General features: G+C 70.5%; 21 protein-coding genes. 14 read left to right on the top strand and 7 right to left on the bottom strand.

Annotation, left to right across the window (positions count from 1 at the left end; all coding sequences use genetic code 11):
* Positions 1-30: 30 nt before the first annotated feature.
* Entirely contained in the window at positions 31-606 is a 576-nt protein-coding gene (locus LQ222_RS13380; protein WP_230167057.1) for a hypothetical protein, read from the bottom strand.
* Positions 607-808: 202 nt separating this feature from the next.
* Here LQ222_RS13380 and LQ222_RS13375 point away from each other — a divergent pair, with 202 nt between their 5' ends.
* The 5 genes from LQ222_RS13375 to LQ222_RS13355 all read left to right on the top strand — a co-directional run bounded on the left by LQ222_RS13375 (position 809) and on the right by LQ222_RS13355 (position 4,616).
* Positions 809-1,114, top strand: a complete 306-nt coding sequence (locus tag LQ222_RS13375; protein WP_230167055.1) for a DUF4212 domain-containing protein — start codon at positions 809-811, stop codon at positions 1,112-1,114.
* A 4-nt stretch (positions 1,115-1,118) separates the two neighbouring features.
* The gene (locus tag LQ222_RS13370; RefSeq protein WP_230167053.1) at positions 1,119-3,167 is read left to right on the top strand and encodes a sodium:solute symporter family protein; all 2,049 of its coding nucleotides are present in this window, start codon (positions 1,119-1,121) and stop codon (positions 3,165-3,167) included.
* A 224-nt stretch (positions 3,168-3,391) separates the two neighbouring features.
* Positions 3,392-3,715, top strand: coding sequence for a YggT family protein (locus LQ222_RS13365; protein WP_230167052.1), 324 nt, complete (start codon positions 3,392-3,394; stop codon positions 3,713-3,715).
* Positions 3,712-4,002, top strand: coding sequence for a hypothetical protein (locus LQ222_RS13360; protein WP_230167050.1), 291 nt, complete (start codon positions 3,712-3,714; stop codon positions 4,000-4,002). Before LQ222_RS13365 ends, LQ222_RS13360 begins: the two co-directional genes overlap by 4 nt.
* Positions 4,003-4,193: 191 nt before the next feature.
* Positions 4,194-4,616: a hypothetical protein gene (locus LQ222_RS13355; protein ID WP_230167048.1), complete on the top strand. Its 423-nt coding sequence runs from the start codon at positions 4,194-4,196 to the stop codon at positions 4,614-4,616.
* A gap of 105 nt (positions 4,617-4,721) precedes the next feature.
* On the opposite strand, the gene LQ222_RS13350 is transcribed toward LQ222_RS13355, so the two are convergent.
* From LQ222_RS13350 to LQ222_RS13330, 5 genes are all read right to left on the bottom strand, one after another.
* Positions 4,722-5,453, bottom strand: coding sequence for a hypothetical protein (locus LQ222_RS13350; RefSeq protein ID WP_230167046.1), 732 nt, complete (start codon positions 5,451-5,453; stop codon positions 4,722-4,724).
* Between the two features lie 2 nt (positions 5,454-5,455).
* Positions 5,456-6,868, bottom strand: a complete 1,413-nt coding sequence (locus tag LQ222_RS13345; RefSeq protein ID WP_230167044.1) for a TRAP transporter large permease subunit — start codon at positions 6,866-6,868, stop codon at positions 5,456-5,458.
* 154 nt (positions 6,869-7,022) lie between these two features.
* Positions 7,023-7,670 (bottom strand): TRAP transporter small permease subunit, encoded by a 648-nt coding sequence (locus tag LQ222_RS13340; RefSeq protein ID WP_230167042.1) that lies wholly within the window; start codon positions 7,668-7,670, stop codon positions 7,023-7,025.
* 85 nt (positions 7,671-7,755) lie between these two features.
* Positions 7,756-8,877, bottom strand: a complete 1,122-nt coding sequence (locus tag LQ222_RS13335; protein ID WP_230167040.1) for a TRAP transporter substrate-binding protein — start codon at positions 8,875-8,877, stop codon at positions 7,756-7,758.
* 144 nt (positions 8,878-9,021) lie between these two features.
* Positions 9,022-9,831 (bottom strand): ferredoxin--NADP reductase, encoded by an 810-nt coding sequence (locus LQ222_RS13330; RefSeq protein WP_230167038.1) that lies wholly within the window; start codon positions 9,829-9,831, stop codon positions 9,022-9,024.
* 92 nt (positions 9,832-9,923) lie between these two features.
* On the opposite strand from LQ222_RS13330, the gene LQ222_RS13325 reads away from it, so the two are divergent.
* The 5 genes from LQ222_RS13325 to LQ222_RS13305 all read left to right on the top strand — a co-directional run bounded on the left by LQ222_RS13325 (position 9,924) and on the right by LQ222_RS13305 (position 15,544).
* Positions 9,924-10,643 carry a GNAT family N-acetyltransferase gene (locus tag LQ222_RS13325; protein ID WP_230167037.1) on the top strand — a complete coding sequence of 240 codons (720 nt, stop codon included), beginning with the start codon at positions 9,924-9,926 and terminating at the stop codon, positions 10,641-10,643.
* A gap of 260 nt (positions 10,644-10,903) precedes the next feature.
* Positions 10,904-12,283 carry an esterase-like activity of phytase family protein gene (locus LQ222_RS13320; protein ID WP_230167035.1) on the top strand — a complete coding sequence of 460 codons (1,380 nt, stop codon included), beginning with the start codon at positions 10,904-10,906 and terminating at the stop codon, positions 12,281-12,283.
* Positions 12,284-12,470: 187 nt separating this feature from the next.
* Positions 12,471-13,679 (top strand): M20/M25/M40 family metallo-hydrolase, encoded by a 1,209-nt coding sequence (locus tag LQ222_RS13315; protein ID WP_230167033.1) that lies wholly within the window; start codon positions 12,471-12,473, stop codon positions 13,677-13,679.
* Between the two features lie 153 nt (positions 13,680-13,832).
* Positions 13,833-15,020 carry an amidase gene (locus tag LQ222_RS13310; protein WP_230167031.1) on the top strand — a complete coding sequence of 396 codons (1,188 nt, stop codon included), beginning with the start codon at positions 13,833-13,835 and terminating at the stop codon, positions 15,018-15,020.
* Complete coding sequence (locus LQ222_RS13305) at positions 15,017-15,544, top strand: GNAT family N-acetyltransferase (protein ID WP_374202167.1); 528 nt, start codon at positions 15,017-15,019, stop codon at positions 15,542-15,544. Before LQ222_RS13310 ends, LQ222_RS13305 begins: the two co-directional genes overlap by 4 nt.
* Before the next feature lie 90 nt (positions 15,545-15,634).
* Here LQ222_RS13305 and LQ222_RS13300 read toward each other — a convergent pair whose 3' ends face one another.
* Positions 15,635-15,967 (bottom strand): hypothetical protein, encoded by a 333-nt coding sequence (locus LQ222_RS13300; protein WP_230167030.1) that lies wholly within the window; start codon positions 15,965-15,967, stop codon positions 15,635-15,637.
* Between the two features lie 76 nt (positions 15,968-16,043).
* On the opposite strand from LQ222_RS13300, the gene LQ222_RS13295 reads away from it, so the two are divergent.
* The 4 genes from LQ222_RS13295 to LQ222_RS13280 are packed head-to-tail and all read left to right on the top strand — an operon-like array spanning position 16,044 to position 21,964.
* Positions 16,044-16,985 carry a metalloregulator ArsR/SmtB family transcription factor gene (locus LQ222_RS13295; protein WP_230167028.1) on the top strand — a complete coding sequence of 314 codons (942 nt, stop codon included), beginning with the start codon at positions 16,044-16,046 and terminating at the stop codon, positions 16,983-16,985.
* A 13-nt stretch (positions 16,986-16,998) separates the two neighbouring features.
* Positions 16,999-20,493 carry a methionine synthase gene (gene metH / locus LQ222_RS13290; RefSeq protein WP_230167026.1) on the top strand — a complete coding sequence of 1,165 codons (3,495 nt, stop codon included), beginning with the start codon at positions 16,999-17,001 and terminating at the stop codon, positions 20,491-20,493.
* A gap of 23 nt (positions 20,494-20,516) precedes the next feature.
* Positions 20,517-21,419, top strand: a complete 903-nt coding sequence (locus LQ222_RS13285; RefSeq protein WP_230167025.1) for a cation diffusion facilitator family transporter — start codon at positions 20,517-20,519, stop codon at positions 21,417-21,419.
* Positions 21,416-21,964, top strand: coding sequence for a hypothetical protein (locus tag LQ222_RS13280; protein ID WP_230167023.1), 549 nt, complete (start codon positions 21,416-21,418; stop codon positions 21,962-21,964). Before LQ222_RS13285 ends, LQ222_RS13280 begins: the two co-directional genes overlap by 4 nt.
* Positions 21,965-22,003: the final 39 nt, after the last annotated feature.

Raw genomic sequence — 22,003 nt, 5'->3', positions numbered from 1 at the left:
GGTTGTAGTGCGCCATGGGTTCTCGCGTCGTTAAGGAGAGTGATCGGCAAGCAGTTGCGCCGCGAGCCCCGGCGCATCGAAGCGGCGCTCCATCTCCTGTTCGGTCGCCACCATGTGGAAGCGCAGCGCGCCGCGGATCGAGGGTGCCTCGCCGACCCGCTGGTCGGGGTGGATCGGCAGCGTCGCGAAAAGCGGCGCCTGGGCGAGCAGCGGCACCGTGTTGATGGGGGCCGGCGCGGCCTGCTGGCGCGCGGCGAGCTGCCCGGGGAAGGCCCGCAGCGCCTGCGCGGCATCCGCGGCCTCGGCCGCCGGCGGCGCCTCGGTGGCCAGCGCGGCCGCGTGCAGCGCGACGATCCGCGCCGCGAGGTCGCCCGCGCCGCCCGGGGCATGGGGCCGCAGCCAGGCTTCGCCCAGCAGGAACACGTCGGCCAGCGCCGCCAGGTAGGTCTGCCAGCGGCAATGGCGCAGGGCGGCCTGGAAGTCGGGGTCGTCGAACAGCCGCTTCTCCTGCCGGCCGGACTTGACGCGGCAATAGTCGATCACGGTCTTCTGCGCGACGAAGACCGCCTGGCGCTGCAGGAAGCTGCCGAAATCGGCGGGATTCACGGACTTGCGCGGGCGCAGCAGGCTGAAGGGGAAAATGATCGCGCTCCGCCGGTGAAGGGAAAGGATGTTGCGCCGCGTCGGAAGCGCATGGTAGCGCCTTAGCAGGTGACGATGGCGTGAGATGTCGGCAAGAATGCCGGTCCAGCCGAGTCGCGGCGATGCCGTGAGGACGAAGGTCCGACGGCCATGGGGGGAGAGACGGATGCCTTTGGTCGAATCCGGCAATGAGCCGGTGAGTGCGCAGACCGCCGCGATCGATCCGGCGACGGCGCGGGCCTATTGGTCCAAGACATCAGGGCTGATGCTGCTGCTGCTGGCGGTGTGGTTCATCTTCGGGTTCGCGGTCCATTTCTTCGCGACGCAGCTGTTTGGCGTCCGCATCCTCGGCTTCCCGCTGTCCTACTACATGGCGGCGCAGGGCAGCCTGATCATCTTCGTGGTCGGCCTGTTCTGGTTCGCCCGCCGGCAGAACCAGATCGACGAAGAATTCGGCGTGCAGGAGGATTGATCCCATGAGCGCCTCCGCCAAGGAAAAGGATCCGTTCATCGCCCAGCTCGGCAAGATCTATGCCGGGTATACGGGCGGTTTCGCGGTCTTCGTCGTGCTGCTCGCCATCCTTGAACAGATGGGCGTGCCGGACCGGATCATCGGCTACCTGTTCGTCTTCCTGACCATCGGCGTCTACGCGTATATCGGCATCATCAGCCGCACGGCGGTGGTGGCCGAATACTACGTGGCCGGGCGGCGCGTGCCCGCGCTGTACAACGGCATGGCGACCGGGTCGGACTGGATGTCGGCCGCGTCCTTCATCGGCATGGCCGGGTCGCTCTATGCGCTTGGCTATGGCGGGCTGGCCTTCATCCTGGGCTGGACCGGCGGCTACATGCTGGTGGCGATCCTGCTGGCGCCGTACCTGCGAAAATTCGGCCAGTACACGGTGCCGGACTTCCTGGGCGCGCGGTACGGCGGCAACCTGGCGCGCTCGCTCGGCGTCGTGGTGCTGATCACCGCGTCCTTCGTGTACGTGGTGGCGCAGATCGTGGGCGTGGGCATCATCACCCAGCGCTTCCTCGATGTGTCCTTCGCCATGGCGGTGTTCCTCGGCCTGGCGGGCATCCTGGTGTGCTCGATGCTGGGCGGGATGCGCGCGGTCACCTGGACCCAGGTGGCGCAGTACATCATCCTGATCATCGCTTACCTGCTGCCGGCCATCCTGATGTCGGTGAAGGTGACCGGCGTGCCGGTGCCGCAGCTGATGTACGGCATCGCGCTCGAACGCATCGAGGGCTTCGAGGCCGCGTTCCGCGCGGCGGGGCAGACACCGCCACCCGGGGTCACGGGCTTCTACACCGCACCCTTCGTGGGGGCGAACGGCCAGTTCTCGATGGCCGCCATGGTGAACTTCTTCGCCCTGGTGTTCTGCCTGATGGTCGGCACCGCCGCGCTGCCGCATATCCTGATGCGCTACTTCACCACGCCGTCGGTGCGTGAGGCACGGCAGTCGGTGGCCTGGTCGCTGTTCTTCATCTTCCTGCTGTACTTCACGGCACCGGCCTATGCCGCCTTCGGCAAGCTCGAGATCTACCAGACGCTGATCGGCCAGCCGATCGCGGCCCTGCCCGACTGGGTGAAGAACTGGCAGATCATCAGCCCCTACGGCACGCCCTGGGTGAACATCGTCGACGTCAACCGCGACGGCATCCTGCAATGGGGCGAATTCCGCATCCATCCGGACGTGGTGGTGCTCGCCACGCCCGAGATCGCGGGGCTGCCCTATGTGATCGCGGGGCTGGTCGCGGCGGGCGGCCTGGCGGCGGCGCTGTCCACCGCGGACGGGTTGCTGCTGGCGCTGGCCAACGCGCTGTCGCACGACGTGTACTACAAGATGATCGACCCCAAGGCGCCCACGGCGCGGCGGCTGGTGATCTCCCGCGTGCTGCTGATCTTCGTGGCGCTCATCGCGGCCTGGACGGCGGGCAACATGGGCGCGGACATCCTGTTCCTGGTGGCCTGGGCCTTCTCCATCGCCGCGGCGGGGCTGTTCGCCGCGCTGGTGATGGGCGTGTGGTACAAGCGCACCACGAACATCGCGGCCTGCGCGGGCATGGCGGTGGGCTATGCCGCCACCTTCGGCTACCTGATCCACACCGAGTTCTACGGCTGGGACTTCGTGCAGCTGTTCGGCAACAAGGACGCCATCCTTGCCGCCGCGCGGCAGGTGGCGAACCTGCCCATGTCGCCGGAGATCAAGGCGCAGGCGGCGGCCATGGTGGCCAATGCGGCGTCGGTGCAGGACGGGGCGCTCGCCTGGTTCGGCAATATCTTCGGCACCGGGCTGCCGACCGACACGGTGGCGCTGCGCGGCCGCCTGGTCGGGCGGTTGTGGGCGATCAACAACATCTCCGGCGGCATCATCGGCGTGCCGCTGTCCTTCATCACCATCTGGGTGCTGTCGATGGTCACGCCGGCGCCGTCCAAGGCGATGCAGGACTTCATCGAGGACATCCGCGTGCCGCGCGGCGGCGTGCGCCTGGCCGACCAGAAGGCGGCGGTGGAATAAGTCAGCCGCGCCCCGTCGGGCGCGGACCACGGACGGGGCGGTCGCGGGAGACGCGGCCGCCCCTGCCTGCGGGCGGATGACAGCTTCGATCGCCCGCGCAGGACGACAAGGTTTCCCGCGGGGCGGTCCGGCAGATTCCGGTTTGCCCGGCCATCGCCAGCCAGCCGGCGGCGCCCGGCACCTGCCAGGCGCGCGTGCCGCCGGTATCATCTCGCACGGACGCCATGCAGCCGGATTTCGTCTTCGGGCACCTCGCCTTCTGGGTGGTGACCTACATCCTCGCGCTGACCGCCTGGGGCTGCCTGGGGCGCTTCATGATGCAGGCCTTCATGGCGCCCGACAGCACCAACTACATCTGGCGCGGCTTCGTGCTGCTGACCGGATGGGCGGTGTGGCTGGCGCGACGGATGGTGCCGTCCTACGTCACCGCGCCCTTCCTGCCGCTGGTCGCAGCCTTCTGGCTGTTCGCCGCGCGCACCGTCTTCGGCCTGGCGATGCTGGGCGCGGGCCTGGCACCCAGCATCACCCCGCCGGGGCCGACACCGTGACGCCGCAGAACCTGTTCGTCGTGACCGTGGCGATCTGCCTGCTGAACGGCCTGGTCAGCCCGATGCTGCCGGTGGTCTGGCACCTGCACCCGGTCTGGATGCCGGAAATGCTGCCCGCCACGCGGGAGATCGTGTTCTACGGCGCCTCGCTGATCGTCTCGACCGCGACGCTGCTGGCCGCCGCGGTGCCGGCCGCGATCGCCGAGCGGATCGGCCTGTCGCTGCCCACCGCCATGGCGGTCTGGGCCGGCGCCGCGGCGCTGCTGCTGCTGGCCGGGCTGCGCTGAGCGCCGCGCTGCACGGCCTGGCCACGCGCGGGCCGGCAGGTTGAAGCAGATCCCGATCCGATGGGACTGACCTGATCGGGCAATGAGGCGCGCGCAGGCGGCCCGAGCAGCGCCCACAGGGCCGGTTCCGACACGCAGGCTGGGCGGCGACCGACGAAACCCTTGGCGGGCGCCGCCGCATCCGGCGCAGAATGGCGGGGTCAACCTCCGGGCGCGCGATGCACGAGATCCCGCTCTGCATAGACCTGTCGATCCGCCGGGCCTGCGGCTTCTTCTCGCTGGCGATCGCGACGGTGATGATCGCGCTGTCCTTCGACATGGCGCTGGCGCTGCGCAGCGGCGCCGCGATGACCGGCTTCCTGTGCTGCGGGCTGCTCGTGCTGGCGTGGCGGAGTTCGGTGCGCGACGTGCGGCGCACCGAATTCTGGTGCATCTTCGCCGCCCGCAATCCGGAGATCGTGGCGCAGGCCGATGCCGCGCGCCTGCAGGAGACAGCACGCCGCATCTGGCAGCGGCGGCTGATGTGGCATGCCGAGCGGATCGGGGCCGCGGCGCTGGCGCTGTGGGCCGGCGCGGGGATCGCCGCCTTCGTGCGCGCCTACGCGCAGGGCTGACCGGGCCGGCGCGAGGCAGCGCACGATCGGCGGGCGGCGTCGGTTCGCGTGACGCTGCGCGCGCCCACACCGCCTTGCCGCGAGCCTGGGCGCGCGGAAATACCGCTACGCAGGCGCAGGCGCCGGTGCCTCTGCCAGCCGCACGCGCGCGCGGCCGAAGCCCCTGAGGCGCGCCGTCCAGTCCTGCCCGCCCGACGGTAGGGCAGGCGGGGTCAGACCGGCCACCACCAGCAGCCCGCCGGCCGGCAGCCCGCCCAGGCCGCGCGCCGCGCCCGCGGCCGCCGCGAAGGCCGCCGCGAGGTCCACCGGCACCCCGCGCGGCCGCTTCGGTTCCACCGCGCAGGACGCCGTGATGGCGCCCGCCGGCAGCGCGCCCCGGCGCCCGATGACCACGTATCCAAGCCCGCCGAGATCGGCGGCCTCCTCCCCGACACCACCCGCGCCGTCGCGGAAGCGGCTGGTCGCGATGTCGAGGGCGGCGTGCACACCGGCGAGCACCGGCGGCGTTGCGGCCGCGGGGTCCAGCGCCTCGCCCAGCACGCCGACCGCGGCGGCGCTGATGCGCGCGTGGCGCAGCGCCGCGACGGGCAGGCTGGCATCGTCGCGCAGCAGCCGGGAGTCCAGCATCGGGCCGATGCGCGCGCCGCCATCGGGCTGGAGCACCAGCCGCAGGCCGCAGGGGGCGGCGCCCAGCATGTCCAGCGCCAGCTCGGCGATCGCCTCCCCGGTGTCGGCATCGGCGGGGCCGAGGCCGGGCGGGATCGGCGTGATCGGCAGGCCGGTCTCGAAGGCCTCGACGATCGCGGCCGCGAGCGCCGCGCGCGCGTGCTGGTCCATGCTCAGTTCAACGAGGGCAGTTGCGGTTCCTCGTCGACCTGGAAGCCGCCGGAGGGGGCCTGCAGCACATCCGCGCCCGATCCGCCGGTCTGCGGCACATCGTACAGGTAGGACGGCAGCCAGGTGACGATCCCGGGGAAGACGTACACGCAGGCCATGGTGAAGACGACGATGTAGATGAAGGGCATGCAGCCGCGGAAGATGTCCTCCAGCCGGACATGCTTGGGCGCCACGCCCTTCAGGTAGAAGGCTGCCATCGCCACCGGCGGCGACAGGAAGCTGGTCTGCAGGTTCAACGCCACCATCACCCCGAAGAACAGCGGGTTCACGCCGAAATCATCCAGCAGCGGCAGGAAGATCGGCACGAAGATGACGATGATCTCGGTCCATTCCAGCGGCCAGCCGAGCACGAAGATCAGCCCCTGCGCCAACAGCATGAACGTCAGCGTGTTGAGCGGCAGCGACTTGAAGAACTGCTCGACCAGGTCCTGCCCGCCGAGGTAGCCGAACACCGAGGAGAAGATCGCCGAGCCCACGAACAACCAGCACACCATCGCCGAGGTGCGGGCGGTCAGATACACGCTCTCCTTCAGCTTCGCCCAGGTGAAGGACCGGTAGATGATGGCGAGCAGGATGGAGCCGAGCGAGCCCATCGCCGCCGCCTCGGAAGGTGTCGCGAGGCCCATCATGATCGCCCCCAGCACCATGCCGATCAGCGCCGCCAGCGGGATGAAGGAGGTCGCCAGCGACAGCAGGATGCGGCTGAACGGGACGTTGACTTCCTCCGGCGGCAGGCGCGGTGCGACCGAGGGCTTCACGATGGCGATGCCGATCGCATAGAGGATGTACAGCGACGCCAGCATCACGCCCGGGATGAACGCCGCGGCGTACAGCTGCACCACGCTCACCCCCGCCGTCGCGCCGAACAGGATCAGCATGATGGAGGGCGGGATCAGGATGCCCAGGCACCCGCCCGCCGCCACCACGCCCGATGCCAGCTTCACGTCGTAGCCCGCGCGCAGCATGGCGGGAAAGGCCAGCAGGCCCATCAGCGTGACCACGGCGCCGACGATGCCGGTGGCGGTGGCGAACAGCGCGCAGGTGGCAAGTGTCGCGACGGCCAGCGAGCCGGGGATATTGCCCGACGCCATCTGCAGGGATCGGAACAGCCGGTCCAGGATATTGGCGCGTTCGATGATGTAGCCCATCAGCACGAACAGCGGCACGCTGATCAGCACGTCGTTCGCCATGACCGAGTAGGTGCGCTGCACCAGCAGGTCGAAGATGCGTTCCTGCATGCCGAGGTAGCCGAAGAACAGGCCCATCGCCATCAGCGTGAAGGCGATGGGGAAGCCCAGCATGATGAAGAACAGGAACAGAAAGAGCTGCAGCAGCCCCAGCGCGCCGTCGGTCATCGGTTTCCTGCCCTCATGCGCCGGGCGCGGCCTGCGGCCGCTTGGCTTTCGCGCCCTGCGCCGCCGCGCGGGGTGCCGATGGTGGTGCGGGCGCGGTCGCGCCTTCCGCCCGCGGAGGCGCGCTGCGGGCTGGCCTGGCTGGCATGCGGCATCATCAGCGTCCGCTCGCCTCGTCGCCGGCGCGTTCGCCGGGGATGTGGCCGGTCGTGGCCATCTCGCGCGCCAGTTCCTCGGGGTCGCGCTCGGCCGCGGCGGCGAGGATCTGGTTCTCCAGCTCCTCGACATCCGACAGGCGCTCGGGCCATTCGCCGGTGCGGATGCAGCGGATGCAGCGGATCACCTCCGCCACACCCTGGAGCAGCAGCAGCACGCCGGTGACCGGGATCAGGAACTTGAAGGGCCAGATCACCGGCCCCGCCGGGCTGAAGGCGCTGTGTTCGTTCTGCCGGAACGAGATGTAGGCGAAATCCCAGCCCGAGATCATGAAGGCGAAGATCGCCGGGAAGAAGAACAGCACGTACAGCAGCAGGTCGAGCCGCGCCTGGTTCGCCGGTCGGAAGCCGCGGTACAGGAAGTCGCCGCGCACATGCCCGTTGCGCGACAGCGCATAGGCGCCCGCCATCATGAACAGCGTGCCGTACAGCATGTAGGAGACGTCGTAGGCCCAGGAGGTCGGCGCGCGGAACACGTAGCGCATGGTCACTTCATAGACGACCACGCCGGTCAGCAGGATGATGCACCAGGCGAAGGCCTTGCCCACGAAGGCACTGAGCCGGTCGATCCCGAGCAGGAGTGACTGCACGCCCATTGCCTGGGCCTCCCCAATTTCGTGCGAACGCCCGCCCCGTTCGTCGCGGGGCGGGCGTCGCGTCGCCGGTGCCGCGGGTCTAGCTGCGCGCGAAGAAGTGGTTGTAGGCCAGCGCCGGGGACGCCTGGTAGCGCAGGTAGAAGGCGGAGACGCGGCGGCACCAGTCGCGCTGGCTGTCGGTCACCTTCTTGAAGAAGGCGTCCGATTCCAGGTTGCGGATCACGCCGTCCCAGGCGCGCAGCTGGGCATCGAGCACCGGGCGCGGCGTGACCTGCACGTTGACGCCCTGGGTCGCGGCCATCGCCTGCAGGTCGTTGGGGTAGCGCAGCTGCTGCTTCCACGACATGTCGGCCGAGGCGGCTTCCGCCGAATGGCGGATGATCGCCTTCAGCTCGGCCGGCAGGGCGTCGTACTTGCCCTTGTTGAACAGCACCTCGAAGGTCTCGGTGTTCTGGTGGTAGGACTGGATCATGTAGTTCTTGGCCACGTCCGGGAAGCCGAGCACGCGGTCCGAGGACGGGTTGTTGAACTCGGCGCCGTCGATCACGCCGCGTTCCAGCGCGGGCACGATCTCGCCGCCCGGCAGCGCCGTGACGGCGGCGCCCATGGCGCTGAACAGGTCGGTCGCGAGGCCGACGGTGCGGTACTTCAGGCCGCGCATCTGGTCCGCATTGGTGATCGGGTTCTTGAACCAGCCCAGCGGCTGCGTCGGCATCGGGCCGGTCTGGAAGCCCACCACGTTGACGCGCAGGATCTGGCCGATGAGTTCGTTGTACAGCGCCTCGCCGCCGCCGTAGTAGAACCACGCGAGATACGAATTGGCATCGTAGAACCAGGCCGGCGGCGTGCCGAACAGGCTGAACGCCTTGTTCTTGCCGAACCAATAGGCCGAGACGCCATGCCCGCCATCGAGCGTGCCGGCGGAGACCGCGTCGATCAGCTGGAACGCGCCGACCACCGCACCCGCGGCCAGCAGTTCCATCCGCAGCCGCCCACCCGCCATGGCGTTGACGCGCGTGACGAAGTCGCCGGCGAATTCATGGAAGATGTCGCGCTGCGGCCAGGTGGACTGGAAGCGCCAGGTCACGGTCTGCGCGCGGCTGACATTGGGCGTGGCGAGGACCGCCGCGCCAACGCCGCCCACAGCGGCGGCCTTGAGGAATCCACGGCGCGCCGGAACCGGCGCCTTGTCGTCGCTCATGCGAGCCTCCCGAAGTACCGGCGTCATTCTTCAGCGGACCCGGCGTGTTGCACCACCATTGCGGATATCCGACAGCGCTGGGCGGCGCAATGGCGATCGCGCGCCGGCCGCGCGATGGCCCGTATGCAGCGCGCCGATGGGCGGTTACTTCGTCACGAAGGCCTTCTCGACCACATAGGTGCCGGGGGCGTTGTTCGAGCCTTCCGCGAAGCCCCGCGATTCCAGCAGCGCCTTGCAGTCGCGGTTCATCGCCTCCGACCCGCAGAGCATCACGCGGTCATGCGCGGGGTCGAACGCCGGCACGCCCAGATCCGCGAAGATGCGCCCGGTCTCGATCAGCGTGGTGATGCGGCCCTGGGTGCGGAAGGGCTCGCGCGTGACGGAGGGGTAGTAGGCCAGCTTGCCCGCGACGATCTCGCCCAGGAATTCATGCGCGGGCAGGTCGTGTTCGAACAGCGCGCGATGCGCGAGTTCGCGTTCCTCGCGCACGGTATGCGCGACCACGACCTTGTCGAAGCGGTCATAGACATCGGGTTCGCGCGCCAGCGACAGGAAGGGTGCGAGGCCCGTGCCGGTCGCCAGCAGCCACAGCGTTCGGCCGGGCAGCAGGTTGTCGGTCACCAGCGTGCCGGTCGGCTTGCGCCCAACCAGCACCGTATCGCCCACCGCGACATGCTGCAGCCGCGACGTGAGCGGCCCGTCCTGCACCTTGATCGACAGGAATTCGAGCTCCTCGTCCCAGGTCGGGGACGCCATGGAATAGGCCCGCACCAGCGGCTTGCCGTTCGCCATCAGCCCGATCATGGCGAATTCGCCGGCGCGGAAGCGGAAGCCGGTGTCGCGCGTGCAGCGGAAGGAGAACAGGCGTTCGGTCCAGTGGTGCACCCAGGTCACGCGCTCCCCGAAATAGGCGGCGGGGATGGCAGGGGCGGCGGGCAGGATGGCGTCGTTCATGGCGGCAGGGTTTTGGTCCGTCATCCGGTGCGGTGCAACACGAAAGCGCGGGGCGGCTTGCGCGTGCCACGGCCCCGCGCTTCCCTGCCGGCATGACAGACCTGCCCGAGGGCGTGCCCTTCGACCCCGCCACCGACCCGCCCGTCGGCCCGCTCGTGGATCCCACCCCGCGGCCGCTGCCGGCGCGCGTGCCCCATCGCGGTGCCTCGGTGGACCTGGAACCGCTGCATGTGCGCCATGCGCCGGAGTTGTTCCGCGCCGCGCAGTCCCAGGCGGCCGAGGCCTCCTGGGCCTACCTGGGCGCCGGGCCCTTCGCGACCGAGGCCGCCATGCGCGCCCATGTCGCTGGCTTCGCCGCGATGCACGACCCGATGGCCTGGGCGATCCGCCCGCATGCCACCGGCACCGCGGATGGCTGGCTGACGCTGATGGAGATCCACCCCGCCCACGCGCATATCGAGATCGGCAACATCTGGTTCTCGCCGCGCATGCAGCGCACCCGCGCGGCGACGGAATCGATGTTCCTGCTGCTGCGCCATGCCATGGACGAACTCGGCTACCGGCGCATGACGTGGAAGTGCAATGCGCTGAACATGCCATCGCGCCGTGCGGCGGACCGGCTGGGCTTCACCTATGAAGGCACGCTGCGCGACCTTCTGGTGATGAAGGGGCGGGTGCGCAGCACGGCCTGGTTCTCGATCCTGGCGGAGGAATGGCCGGCGCGGCGCGATGCCATGCTGGCCTGGCTGGATGGCGCGAACTGGGATGCGGCGGGACGGCCGAAGCGCAGCCTGGCCGACTTCCGGCGTTAGCAGGCCGCGGAGAAGGCGGACGGGCCGGCTGGCCGGCGCCGTCCGGCACACGCTTCGTCCGGCGGCCTGCGACGATGAACCAGGGCGTGGCCATGCCTGGCCCCTTCCTGCGCGAAGCTTCGCCCGGCCATCCGCCGCCGCCCGGTCGTCGGCAGCCTGCAGGCCGCGGGCGCGAGTTCCCCTGACTGCAACCGGCCCGTCACGCCGCTGCAATCCACGCGCGCTAGGTCCGCCCCCCGATGACCAACCACGGGGGTTCCATGCGCCGACTTCTCCTTGCCACCGCCCTGATCGCCGCCGGCCCGGCGCTGGCCGACCAGCGGCTTGAGGCGACGCTCGCCGGCCACGCCATCCTGCCGGCGGCGACCTTCATCGCCCCGCCCGAGGGCGCGCCGCCTGGCTTCGCCGTCTCCGGCCGCTTCACCGGCGCGGGCAATGCGCGCAACGACCAGGTCGGCAGCACGCCAGGCGACACGGGTGCGATGCATGGCCGCCGCCCGACCGGCCTGTCGCTGCCCTTCCGCGGGCAGCCGGTGCAGGGCTTCTCGGGCATCGCGCCGGTGCGCGGGGAGGCCGGCGCCTATTGGGTGCTGACCGACAACGGCTTCGGCAACCGCCGCAACAGCCACGATGCGCTGCTGATGTTCCACAAGGTGCGGCCGGACTTCGCGACCGGCCAGGTGGCGGTGCTGCAGACCATCTTCCTGTCCGACCCCAACCGCGTGGTGCCCTTCCACATCACCACCGACCCCTCGCCGACGCGCCTCCTGACCGGCCAGGATTTCGACCTGGAATCGATCCAGCCGATGGCCGACGGCACCTTCTGGATCGGCGAGGAATTCGGCCCCTACCTGATCCATGTCGATGCCCAGGGCCGCGTGCTGCGGGTGGTCGAGACGATGCTGGACGGCCAGCCGCTGCGCTCGCCCGATCATCCGGCGCAGGCGGTGCCGGCCAGCCCGACCCAGGGCGTGCCGTATCGCGTGCGGCGGTCCGGCGGGTATGAGGGCATGGCCCAGTCGCCCGACGGGTCGCGCCTGTATGCGCTGCTGGAACAGCCGCTGTTCGCGCCTGGGTCCGACCAGCCCGAGGGTCCGTTCCTGCGCATCCTGGAACTCGACACCGCGCGCGCCGCCTGGACTGGTCGCACCATGCGCTACCGCCTGGAAGCCGGTGCCACCGCGATCGGCGACTTCAACATGATCGACGACCGCCGCGCCCTGGTGATCGAGCGCGACAATGGCGAGGGCGACCCCGGCCTGGCCTGCGCCCAGGGCACGCAGAGCACCGCCGAGCGCCCCTGCTTCCCGCTGCCCGCGCGCTTCAAGCGGATCTACCTGGTCGACCTCGGCGCGGTGGATGCGGAAGGCTATGTCCGCAAGATCGCGCATATCGACCTGATGGCGATCCGCGATCCGGCCGGCGTCGCGCGGCTGCGCGGCGACCTGCCGGCGAATGCGCCGCGCGATCGCTTCACCTTCCCCTTCTTCACCATCGAGAACGTGGCGATGGTCGATGCCGACCACATCATCGTCGGCAACGACAACAACCTGCCCTTCAGCGCCGGGCGGCATTTGACGCGCGCCGACGACAACGAACTGATCCTGCTGCGCGTGCCGGAACTGCTGCGCGCGCGCTGAACGCCCGGGGCACGCGCCGCGGATCGCCTGGTCCGCGGCGCGTGAACCCGCGCCCCCCACGAGGCAGCCGGGGCGCCGCGCAGGATGCGCGGCAAACCCGCAGGACGCCCTGCTGCGGACGGGTGCGCGGCGGCGCGCTAGGATGGCGCGGACGCACCGCCGCGCCACCGCCCAGGAGGAAACCACCATGTCCCAGCCGAATGCCCCGGCCAGCCTGCTCGACGCTGCCGCGGCGACCGACCGCCTGATGCGCTACCTCGCCATCGAGGGCGTCACCGGCCACGAGAAGGCGATCGGCGAGGCCATCGTGGAGGACCTCAAGGCGATCGGCGTGCCGGCCTCCGCCATCCGCTTCGACACCGCGAACCAGCGCATCCCGCTGCCGACCGAGACCGGCAACCTGATCGTCGACCTGCCCGGCACCAGGCCCGGCAAGCGCCTGCTGTTCTCGACGCACCTCGATACCGTGCCGCTGTGCGCCGGTGCCAAGCCGCGGCGCGAGGGCGACCGCATCGTCTCCGACGGCACCACGGCTTTGGGCGGGGACAACCGCACCGGCTGCGCGCTGCTGGTCACCCTGGCCGAGACACTGCTGCGCCACGACCTGCCGCACCCGCCGATCACGCTGCTGTTCACGGTGCGCGAGGAAAGCGGCCTGCATGGCGCGCGCGAACTGGTCGCCGCCGACCTGCTTGGCGCGGAACTCGGCTTCAATGTCGATGGGCGGCTGGCGAACGAGCTCATCATCGGCGCGGTCGGCCAGGAGAATTGGCGCGCCGAGATCAAGGGCCGCGCCTCCCATGCCGGCGTGGCGCCGGAGAAGGGCATCTCCGCCACGCTGGTCGGGTCCATCGCGATGGCCGAGGCGCACAAGGCCGGCTGGTTCGGCAAGGTGGTCAAGAATGACGGCCATGGCACCAGCAATGTCGGCATCTTCGGCGGCAAGCCCGGCCAGCCGGCGGGCGACGCCACCAACGTGGTGACCGACCTGGCCGTGTTGGTGGGCGAGGCGCGCAGCCCCGAGGCCGCCTTCGCCGCCGCCATCACCGAGGGCTTCCGCACCGCCTTCGAGACTGCGCAACAGGCGGTGAAGGCGTCGGATGGCGCGATGGCCGAGGTGACCTTCACGCACACGCCGTCCTACCCGCCCTTCCGCCTGGCGGAGGACGGGCCGGTCGTGTCGCACGCCAAGCGCGCCGTCGAATCGCTCGGCATGGAACCGGTGCTGGTGTTCTCGAATGGCGGGCTGGATGCCAACTGGATCGCCGGCAAGCACGGCGTGCCGTCGGTCACGATCGGTGCCGGGCAGTACGAGATCCATACGATCAAGGAATATGTCGACCTGCCGGAATACGAGCGCGGCTGCCGCCTGGCGGTGGCGCTGGCGACGCTGTGACATGGCGCGGCGGCATGGCATGTTGTCAGGCCGCCGCGGCTGCGCCAGTTTCGCGCAGCGCCCCGGGCAGCCCCTGTTCGCTGCCCATGGCGCGATGATGCGCGGCGCGGGCGTCCGGTCCGGATGCCGCATCCGGCCAGCGGAGGGACGTGCATGACCGAGGATCGGGTGGGCGCCTTCGTGCCGGGACCGCGGACCACGCGCGCCGGTGCGCCCGATGGCCCGCTCGCCGGACTGACCTTCGCGGTGAAGGACCTGTACGACACCGCCGGCGACATCACCGGCTATGGCAATCCGGATTGGGCGCGCACCCATGCGCCGGCCACGCAGGATGCCGCGGTCGTGATGGCGCTGCTCGATGCCGGGGCGCGGCTGGTCGGCAAGACCAAGACCGTCGAACTGGCCTATGGGCTGACCGGCGAGAATGTCTGGCACGGCACGCCGGTCAATCCGGCGGCGCCGGATCGCTTCCCCGGCGGGTCGTCCTGCGGGTCGGCGGCGGCGGTGGCGGCGGGGCTGTGCGACATCGCCATGGGATCGGATACCGGCGGGTCGGTGCGTATCCCGGCATCCTATTGCGGCCTCTATGGCATCCGGCCGTCCTGGGGGGCGGTCAGCCTGACCGGCGCCTGCCCGCTGGGGCCGGCCTATGACACCGCGGGCTGGTTCGCCGCGCGCGCCAGCCTGCTGCGCCGCGCCGGGGAGGTACTGCTGCCGCCGGGCCATCCGGATGAGCTCGGCCCGCTGCTGAAGGTGCAGGAACCCTGGGTCAATGCCGATCCCGCCACCGCCACGGCACTGGCGGATGCCTTCGGCGCGGTCGAATCCGTGCTGGGCGCGGCGCTGCCGGTGCAGGTGGCGCCCGAGGGGCTCGACACCTTCTACGAATCCTTCCGCTGCGCGCAGGCGGTGGAAGCCTGGGCCAGCCTGGGCCCCTGGATCGAGGCGACGCAGCCGGCCTTCGGTCCCGGCGTGAAGGAACGCTTCGCCGCAGCGAAGGCGATGGACCCGGCCAAGGCGGCCGCCGGCCGTGCCTTCCGCCGCGCCGCGCAGGCGCGCCTGTGGGGGCTGCTGGGCGGCGGGGCGGTGATGGCGTATCCGACCTCGCCCGGGCCGGCGCCGCTGCTGGCGGCGACCCAGGCGGAGCAGAACGGGGTGCGGGAGAGGACGATGGGGGTGACAGCGATCGCTGGCCTGTGCGGGCTGCCGGAGGTGACGATCCCGGCCGGGCGGGTCGGCGGCGCGCCGGTCGGCCTGTCCCTGGTGGCCGGCCCCGGTCGCGACCGCGCGCTGCTGGCCCTGGCCGAGCGTGTGGCCGACGCGGCGGGGCTGCCGGCATGACCCTGCGCGTGCGCGACGCCGGGCCGGCGGACCTGCCGGCCATCACCGCCATCTACGCCCACCACGTGCTGCATGGCACCGGCACCTTCGAGGAAGAACCGCCCGACCAGCCCGACATGGCCGCCCGCATGGCGAAGGTGCAGGGCGCGGGCTGCGCGTGGCTGGTGGCCGAGGACGCGACGGGGCTGGTGCTCGGCTACGGCTATTTCGCGCCGTTCCGCGATCGCTCCGCCTATCGCTACAGCGCCGAGGATTCGGTCTATGTGCGCGACGACATCCGCGGCCAGGGCGTCGGCAAGGCGCTGGTGGCGGAGCTGATCGCGCGCGCCGAAGCCAAGGGCCTGCGCCAGATGATCGCGGTGATCGGCGATTCCGAGAATGTCGGGTCGATCGGGCTGCATATCTCGCTCGGCTTCCGCCAGGTGGGCGTGCTGAAGGCGGCGGGCATGAAGTTCGGGCGCTGGGTGGATGTGGTGACCATGCAGCGCGCGCTGGGCGAGGGCGAACGCAGCCTGCCGCCCTGAACGGGCCGCGACCGGCGCCGAGGGCGGCCGGCCCCGCCATGCCGGTCTGCAGCCGGCCGCCGGGCGTCGCCGTCCGCGTGGCAGGCGCGATCAGGCCGCGCGGAAGCGCGCCATGGTCAGCGCATCCGCGCTGATCGCTGCCTCCAGGTCGCGTCGCAGGGCAGGGGAGGCGACCAGCACCGCGACGCGCCCGAACCACGGCGCATGGCCGCGCGCGCGGGCCTGGAACAGGCGGTCCAGCGCGATCGCCGCTTCGCTGCGGCCGCCGCAGCAACCGCACAGCGCGCGATGCAGGGGGCGCCGGGCGATGGTCTGGGCGGCGACGAAGCCGGGTGGCGGGGCGGCGGCATCGGTGACCAGCGCGGCGGCCCCACCCTGCGCCAGGTACCCGTCCAGCGCTGCTGGACCGGCCAGCATCGTCAAGGGCAGGCGCGGATCCTGGGGCGAGGCGATCATTTGCTGGACATAAGGATATCTTTATGACTATGTCCAGCGCGCGATGGATGCCCTGCTCACCGAATTGCGCGCCGTGGCCGAGCCGACCCGCCTGCGCCTGCTGGCGCTGTGCGCGCGGGGGGCCTGGTGCGTCTCCGACCTGGTCGCCATCCTGGGCCAGTCCCAGCCGCGGCTGTCGCGCCACCTGAAGCTTCTGGTCGAGGCCGGGTTGCTGGTGCGCACGCCCGAAGGGGCCAATGCCTGGTTCCAGCTGGCGCAGGATGCCGACCTGGCGCGCCAGGTCCTGGCCCGCCTGCCGGAGGACGACCCGCTGCTGGCCGCCGACCGGCGCGCCGCCGCCCGGCTGGCGGCCGAGCGCGCCCGCGCCGCATCCGATTCCTTCCGCCGCCACGGCGCCGACTGGGACGAGGTCGGCGCGCTGGGCCTGCCCGCCGCCGCCATCGAGGCCGCGATCGACGCCGCCCTGCCGGCGCGCATCGGTCGCCTGCTGGACATCGGCTGCGGCACCGGCGGGCTGCTGGAGCGCCTGGCGTCGCGCATCGACGAAGGGGTCGGCGTCGATGCCTCGCGCGATATGCTGGCGCTGGCGCGCACGCGGCTGGCCGAACGCGGCCTGTCGCACATCGCGGTGCGCCAGGCCGACATGTATCGCCTGCCGATCGCCGATGGCGCCTTCGATGCGGTGACGCTGCAGATGGTGCTGCACTACGCCGAGGACCCCGCCGCCGCGCTGGCCGAGGCGGCGCGCGTGCTCAGGCCCGGCGGCGCGCTGGTGCTGATCGACCTGGCGCCGCATGCGCGCGCCGAACTGCTTGGCGGTGCCTTCGCGCATCGCTGGCCGGGCTTCGACGATGCCGCCATCGCCGGGTGGCTGGGCGCGACCGGCTGCGTGCCGGCGCGCTCCGCCACCATCGAGGCCGCGTTGCCCGTGCGCGTCTGGGTCGCCGAGCGCAAGACCCGCCCCGTTGTTGTCGCGACTTCGTAGAGAGACCGCCCCGATGACCCGCCCCCATCTGCTCGACGCCCTTCGCGACCAGGTCCTGCTGTGCGATGGCGGGTTCGGTGCGCGCGTGCAGTCGATGACGCTCGATGTGATGAAGGACTACTGGGACAAGGAGAACTGCACCGAGGTGCTGAACCTCTCGCGCCCCGACATCGTGCGCGACATCCATCGCAGCTACTTCGAGGCCGGCGCCGACATGGTGCTGACCAATACCTTCGGCGGCAGCCCGATCACGCTGGAGGAATTCCAGCTGGGCGAGCGCGCCTTCGAGATCAACAAGCTGGCGGTGGAGCTGGCGCGCGAGGCCGGCGAGGGCTTCGCCGATGGCCGCCACCGCTGGGTGATCGGCGATATCGGCCCGGGCACCAAGCTGCCGAGCCTGGGTCACATCAAATACGATGAGCTGGAAGCCGCGCTGGTGGAACAATGCCGCGGGCTGATCGCCGGCGGTGCCGATGCGCTGCTGACCGAGACCAACCAGGACACGCTGTACATCAAGGCCGCGGTGAATGCGGCGAAGATCGCGCGCGCGCAGGCGAAGTCCGACATCCCGATCTTCGTGCAGGTGACGGTCGAGACCACCGGCACGCTGCTGGTCGGCCCCGACATCGCCGCCGCCGCCGCGGTGGTGCATGCGCTGGACGTGCCGCTGATCGGACTGAACTGCGCGACGGGGCCGCAGGAGATGGCCGAGCATATCCGCTGGCTGTCGCAGAACTGGCCCGGCCTGCTGAGCGTGCAGCCCAATGCCGGCCTGCCGGAGCTGGTGGATGGCAAGACCCACTACCCGCTGGGCGCGGCCGAGATGGCGACCTGGATGGAGCGCTTCGTCACCGAGGACGGCTTCAACCTGATCGGCGGGTGCTGCGGGACGTCCACGCCGCATATCGAAGCGCTGGATGCGATGCTGCGCCGGCTGGGTGGCGCTTCGGCGCGCCCGCTGCCGGTGCGCCGGAAGTACCATTGGGTGCCGTCGGTCGCGTCGCTGTATTCGGCCACGTCGCTGCGGCAGGAGAACGCGTATTTCTCCATCGGCGAACGCTGCAACGCCAATGGTTCCAAGGCCTGGCGCGTGGCGCAGGAAGCCAATGACTGGGACAGCTGCCTGGCCATCGGGCGCGAGCAGGTGGGGGAAGGGTCCAACAGCCTCGATATCTGCACCGCCTTCGTCGGCCGCGACGAGATGTTCGAGATGAGCGAGGTCATCACCCGCTTCACCGCGTCCGTGAACAGCCCGCTGGTGATCGATTCCACCGAGACGCCGGTGATCGAGCAGGCGCTGAAGCTGCATGGCGGCAAGCCGATCATCAACTCGATCAACTTCGAGGAAGGCGAGGGTGCCGCGCGCGACCGCATGATCCTGGCGAAGAAGTTCGGCGCCGCGGTGATCGCGCTGACCATCGACGAAGTGGGCATGGCCAAGACCGCCGAGGACAAGCTGCGGATCGCCCGCCGCCTGGTGGATTTCGCCTGCGTGAAGCACGGCCTGCCGCAATCCGACCTGATGATCGACCCGCTGACCTTCACCATCGCCACCGGCAACGAGGATGACCGCAAGCTGGGGCTGTGGACGCTGGAGGGCATCCGCATGATCCGGGAGGAATTCCCGGACATCCAGATCATCCTGGGGCTGTCGAACATTTCCTTCGGCCTGAACCCGGCGGCGCGGCATGTGCTGAACAGCGTGTTCCTGGACCATGCCGTGAAGGCCGGCATGACCGGGGCGATCGTGCATGTCTCCAAGATCAAGCCGCTGCACAAGATCCCGGCCGAGGAGGTGAAGGTCGTCGAGGACCTGATCTTCGACCGCCGCAGCGAGGGCTACGACCCGCTGCAGAAGGTGCTGGAGATCTTCGCCGGCCGGAAGGCCGCCGACAACGTGGCGAAGGTGAAGGCCGAGACGGTCGAGGGGCGCCTGAAGGACCGCATCGTCGACGGTGACCGCAAGGGGCTGGATGATGAACTCGCCGATGCGCTGGCCAAGGGCATCGCGCCGCTGGCGATCATCAACGACGTGCTGCTGGACGGCATGAAGGTGGTCGGCGAATTGTTCGGCGCCGGCAAGATGCAGCTGCCCTTCGTGCTGCAATCCGCGGAAACCATGAAGGCGGCGGTGGCGTATCTCGAACCGCACATGGAAAAGGTCGAGGGCCAGGAGAAGGGCATCATCGTGCTCGGCACGGTGAAGGGCGATGTGCACGACATCGGCAAGAACCTGGTCGACATCATCCTGACCAACAACGGCTACAAGGTCATCAACCTCGGCATCAAGGTGCCGCTGGCGCAGATCGTCGAGGCCGCGGTGTCGCACAAGGCGCATGCCATCGGCATGTCCGGCCTGCTGGTGAAATCCACCGTGGTGATGCGCGAGAACCTGGAGGAGATGTCCCGCCAGGGGATCGACGTGCCGGTGCTGCTGGGCGGCGCGGCGCTGACGCGCAACTATGTCGAGGAGGATTGCGTGAAGGCATACGCCTGCGGGCGCGTGGTCTATGCGCGCGACGCCTTCGACGGGCTGCACCTGATGGACAAGGTGATGGGCAACGACTTCGACGGCTACCTCGGTGCCGTGCAATCGAAGCGCGCCGGCAAGTCGAAGAACGAGAAGCGCGTGCTGGGCCAGGCCGACCCGCGCGGCTTCGCGCCGGTGGACCTGTCCTATGCGCAGGACCGCCGCCGCCGCGTGGCGGCCGAGAGCGCAGCACCCAACCCGCCCTTCTGGGGTGCACGCGTGATGGAAGCCGACCCGCGCGCCCTGGTGCCCTTCATCAACGAGCGCAGCCTGTACCAGTTCCAGTGGGGCTTCCGGAAAGCCGGCCGGTCGCTGGATGATTTCCTCGGCTGGGCCAAGCAGGAACTGCGCCCGGTGCTCAAGCGCATGCTGACGCTGACGGATGAGCAGAAGATCCTGAAGCCGCAGGCGATCTACGGCTACTGGAAGTGCGCCGGCCAGGGCAACGACCTGGTGCTGTTCGAACAGGACGGCACGACCGAGGTGGCGCGCTTCAACATGCCGCGCCAGCCCAAGGCCGATGGCGAATGCATCGCCGACTTCGTGCGCGACATCGACGATGCCGAGCGCGACGTGATCGGCCTGCAGGTGGTCACCGTCGGCCAGAAGGCGTCGGACCTGGCGCGCGACTGGTTCGAGGAGAACCGCTACCAGGACTACCTGTACCTGCACGGCCTGTCGGTCGAGATGGCCGAGGCGATGGCCGAATACACCCACAAGCGCATCCGCGCCGAATGGGGCTTCGCGTCGCAGGATGAACGCGACATCGAGAAGATGCTGTCGCAGGGCTACCGCGGCGGGCGCTATTCCTTCGGCTACCCCGCCTGCCCGAAGCTGGAGGACCAGGAACCGCTGCTGCGCCTGCTGGATGCGGAACGCATCGGCGTGACCATCAGCGACGAATGGCAGCTTCATCCGGAACAATCGACCTCGGCGATCGTGCTGCACCACCCACGCGCGAAGTACTTCTCGGTCTAGGCAGGGGCGGGTAAACCCCCGCCATGGTGGAAGGCAGGCTCGGCCACGCCGCGACGCTCGCCATCGGCAGCGTCGTGGTGGCCATCGCGGTACTGGCGCTGAAGGCGGCGGCCTGGTGGCTCACCGGGTCGGTCGCGCTGCTGGCCGATGCGCTGGAGAGCGTGGTGAACGTCGCCGCCGCGACGGCCGCGCTGGTGGCGGTCCGGTTCTCCGCGCTGCCCGCCGATGCCAACCATCCCTACGGCCATGCCAAGGCCGAATACTTCTCGGCCGTGCTGGAAGGCGTGCTGATCGTGGTCGCGGCGCTGCTGATCCTGAACGAATCCTGGCGGGCGCTGGCGGCGCCGCGGGCGCCCGACCAGCCCGCGCTCGGCCTCGCGATCTCGGCCCTGGCATCGGGCGCCAATGCCGCCTGGGCGATGCACCTGATGAAGCACGGCCGCGCGCTGCGGTCGCCGGCGCTGGTCGCCGATGCGCGGCATTTGTGGTCGGATGTGGTGACCTCGGCCGGCGTCATCATGGGCGTAGGGCTGGTGGCCGCGACGGGCATCCTGTGGTTCGACCCGCTGCTGGCCGCGCTGACGGCGGGCAATATCCTGTTCTCGGGCTTCCGGCTGCTGCGCGAATCGGTGGGCGGGCTGATGGACGAGGCGGTGCCCGCCGCGACGCTCGACCGCATCCGCCGCATCGTCGCCGAACAGGCCGAGGGCGCGATCGAGGCGCATGACCTGCGCTCCCGCCACGCCGGGCGCTTCACCTTCCTGGAATTCCACCTGGTCGTGCCGGGTGCGATGACCGTCGCGCAGTCGCATGAGATCTGCGACCGCATCGAGGCCGCGCTGAAGGCGGAACTCGACACCGCCATCATCACCATCCATGTCGAACCCGAGGGCAAGGCGAAGCACACGGGCGTGCCGGTGCTGTGAAGGCGCCGCCGCGCATCCCGCCGCGCACCGCGCCTGCCGATGCGCGGTGGCTCGCCGCCGGCATGCTGGCCTCGGTGGCGTTCCATGGCGCGGTGGTCGCGGCGCTGCTGCTCTGGCCGATCCTGGAGCCCCAGCCGGAGCCGCCCACCGAAGGCGCGGTTGCGATGGTCTTCGCCGATGCGGTGGACCCCGGCGGCGCGGTGGCCGAGCCGCCCGCACCGCCGGAGCCGCCATCCCCCCCGCCGCCCCCGGTGGCCGCCGCCCCGCCGCCGCCACCACCACCACCCCCGCCCGCGATCGCGGCGCCGGATGCGGGCCCGCCGACCGAGGCCGGCATCCTGCCGCCCGCCGCGCCGGAACCACCCGCGCCGCCCGAGGCCGCGCCCGCCCCCGCGCAGGTGGCCGAGCCCATGCCGGCACCCCCGACCGACCCGATGCCGCCGCCCCGCGAGGCACCCGCGCCGGTCGCCGAGGCGCCGCGGCCGGTGCCGCCCGCCGACCCGACGCCACCGCCCGTGCAGGCCCTGTCCCTTATACACCTCTGACGCTGCCGACGATCAGCAGTGTGGAGGACTCGGGGGGGG

The organism is Roseomonas sp. CECT 9278 (genome assembly GCF_918698155.1).
Lineage (GTDB): Bacteria > Pseudomonadota > Alphaproteobacteria > Acetobacterales > Acetobacteraceae > Neoroseomonas.
The sequence above is the reverse complement of the archived record's forward strand: the minus strand, read 5'-3'. Positions and strand labels throughout refer to the sequence as shown.

What these genes read in the sequence shown, in the direction of transcription:
- LQ222_RS13375 (WP_230167055.1), top strand. Translation starts at nt 809, where the DNA reads ATGCCTTTGGTCGAATCCGGCAATGAGCCGGTGAGTGCGCAGACCGCC.
- LQ222_RS13370 (WP_230167053.1), top strand. Translation starts at nt 1,119, where the DNA reads ATGAGCGCCTCCGCCAAGGAAAAGGATCCGTTCATCGCCCAGCTCGGC.
- LQ222_RS13365 (WP_230167052.1), top strand. Translation starts at nt 3,392, where the DNA reads ATGCAGCCGGATTTCGTCTTCGGGCACCTCGCCTTCTGGGTGGTGACC.
- LQ222_RS13355 (WP_230167048.1), top strand. Translation starts at nt 4,194, where the DNA reads ATGGCGGGGTCAACCTCCGGGCGCGCGATGCACGAGATCCCGCTCTGC.
- LQ222_RS13350 (WP_230167046.1), bottom strand. Translation starts at nt 5,453, where the DNA reads ATGGACCAGCACGCGCGCGCGGCGCTCGCGGCCGCGATCGTCGAGGCC.
- LQ222_RS13345 (WP_230167044.1), bottom strand. Translation starts at nt 6,868, where the DNA reads ATGACCGACGGCGCGCTGGGGCTGCTGCAGCTCTTTCTGTTCCTGTTC.
- LQ222_RS13335 (WP_230167040.1), bottom strand. Translation starts at nt 8,877, where the DNA reads ATGAGCGACGACAAGGCGCCGGTTCCGGCGCGCCGTGGATTCCTCAAG.
- LQ222_RS13330 (WP_230167038.1), bottom strand. Translation starts at nt 9,831, where the DNA reads ATGAACGACGCCATCCTGCCCGCCGCCCCTGCCATCCCCGCCGCCTAT.
- LQ222_RS13325 (WP_230167037.1), top strand. Translation starts at nt 9,924, where the DNA reads ATGACAGACCTGCCCGAGGGCGTGCCCTTCGACCCCGCCACCGACCCG.
- LQ222_RS13320 (WP_230167035.1), top strand. Translation starts at nt 10,904, where the DNA reads ATGCGCCGACTTCTCCTTGCCACCGCCCTGATCGCCGCCGGCCCGGCG.
- LQ222_RS13315 (WP_230167033.1), top strand. Translation starts at nt 12,471, where the DNA reads ATGTCCCAGCCGAATGCCCCGGCCAGCCTGCTCGACGCTGCCGCGGCG.
- LQ222_RS13310 (WP_230167031.1), top strand. Translation starts at nt 13,833, where the DNA reads ATGACCGAGGATCGGGTGGGCGCCTTCGTGCCGGGACCGCGGACCACG.
- LQ222_RS13305 (WP_374202167.1), top strand. Translation starts at nt 15,017, where the DNA reads ATGACCCTGCGCGTGCGCGACGCCGGGCCGGCGGACCTGCCGGCCATC.
- LQ222_RS13295 (WP_230167028.1), top strand. Translation starts at nt 16,044, where the DNA reads ATGGATGCCCTGCTCACCGAATTGCGCGCCGTGGCCGAGCCGACCCGC.
- metH (WP_230167026.1), top strand. Translation starts at nt 16,999, where the DNA reads ATGACCCGCCCCCATCTGCTCGACGCCCTTCGCGACCAGGTCCTGCTG.
- LQ222_RS13285 (WP_230167025.1), top strand. Translation starts at nt 20,517, where the DNA reads ATGGTGGAAGGCAGGCTCGGCCACGCCGCGACGCTCGCCATCGGCAGC.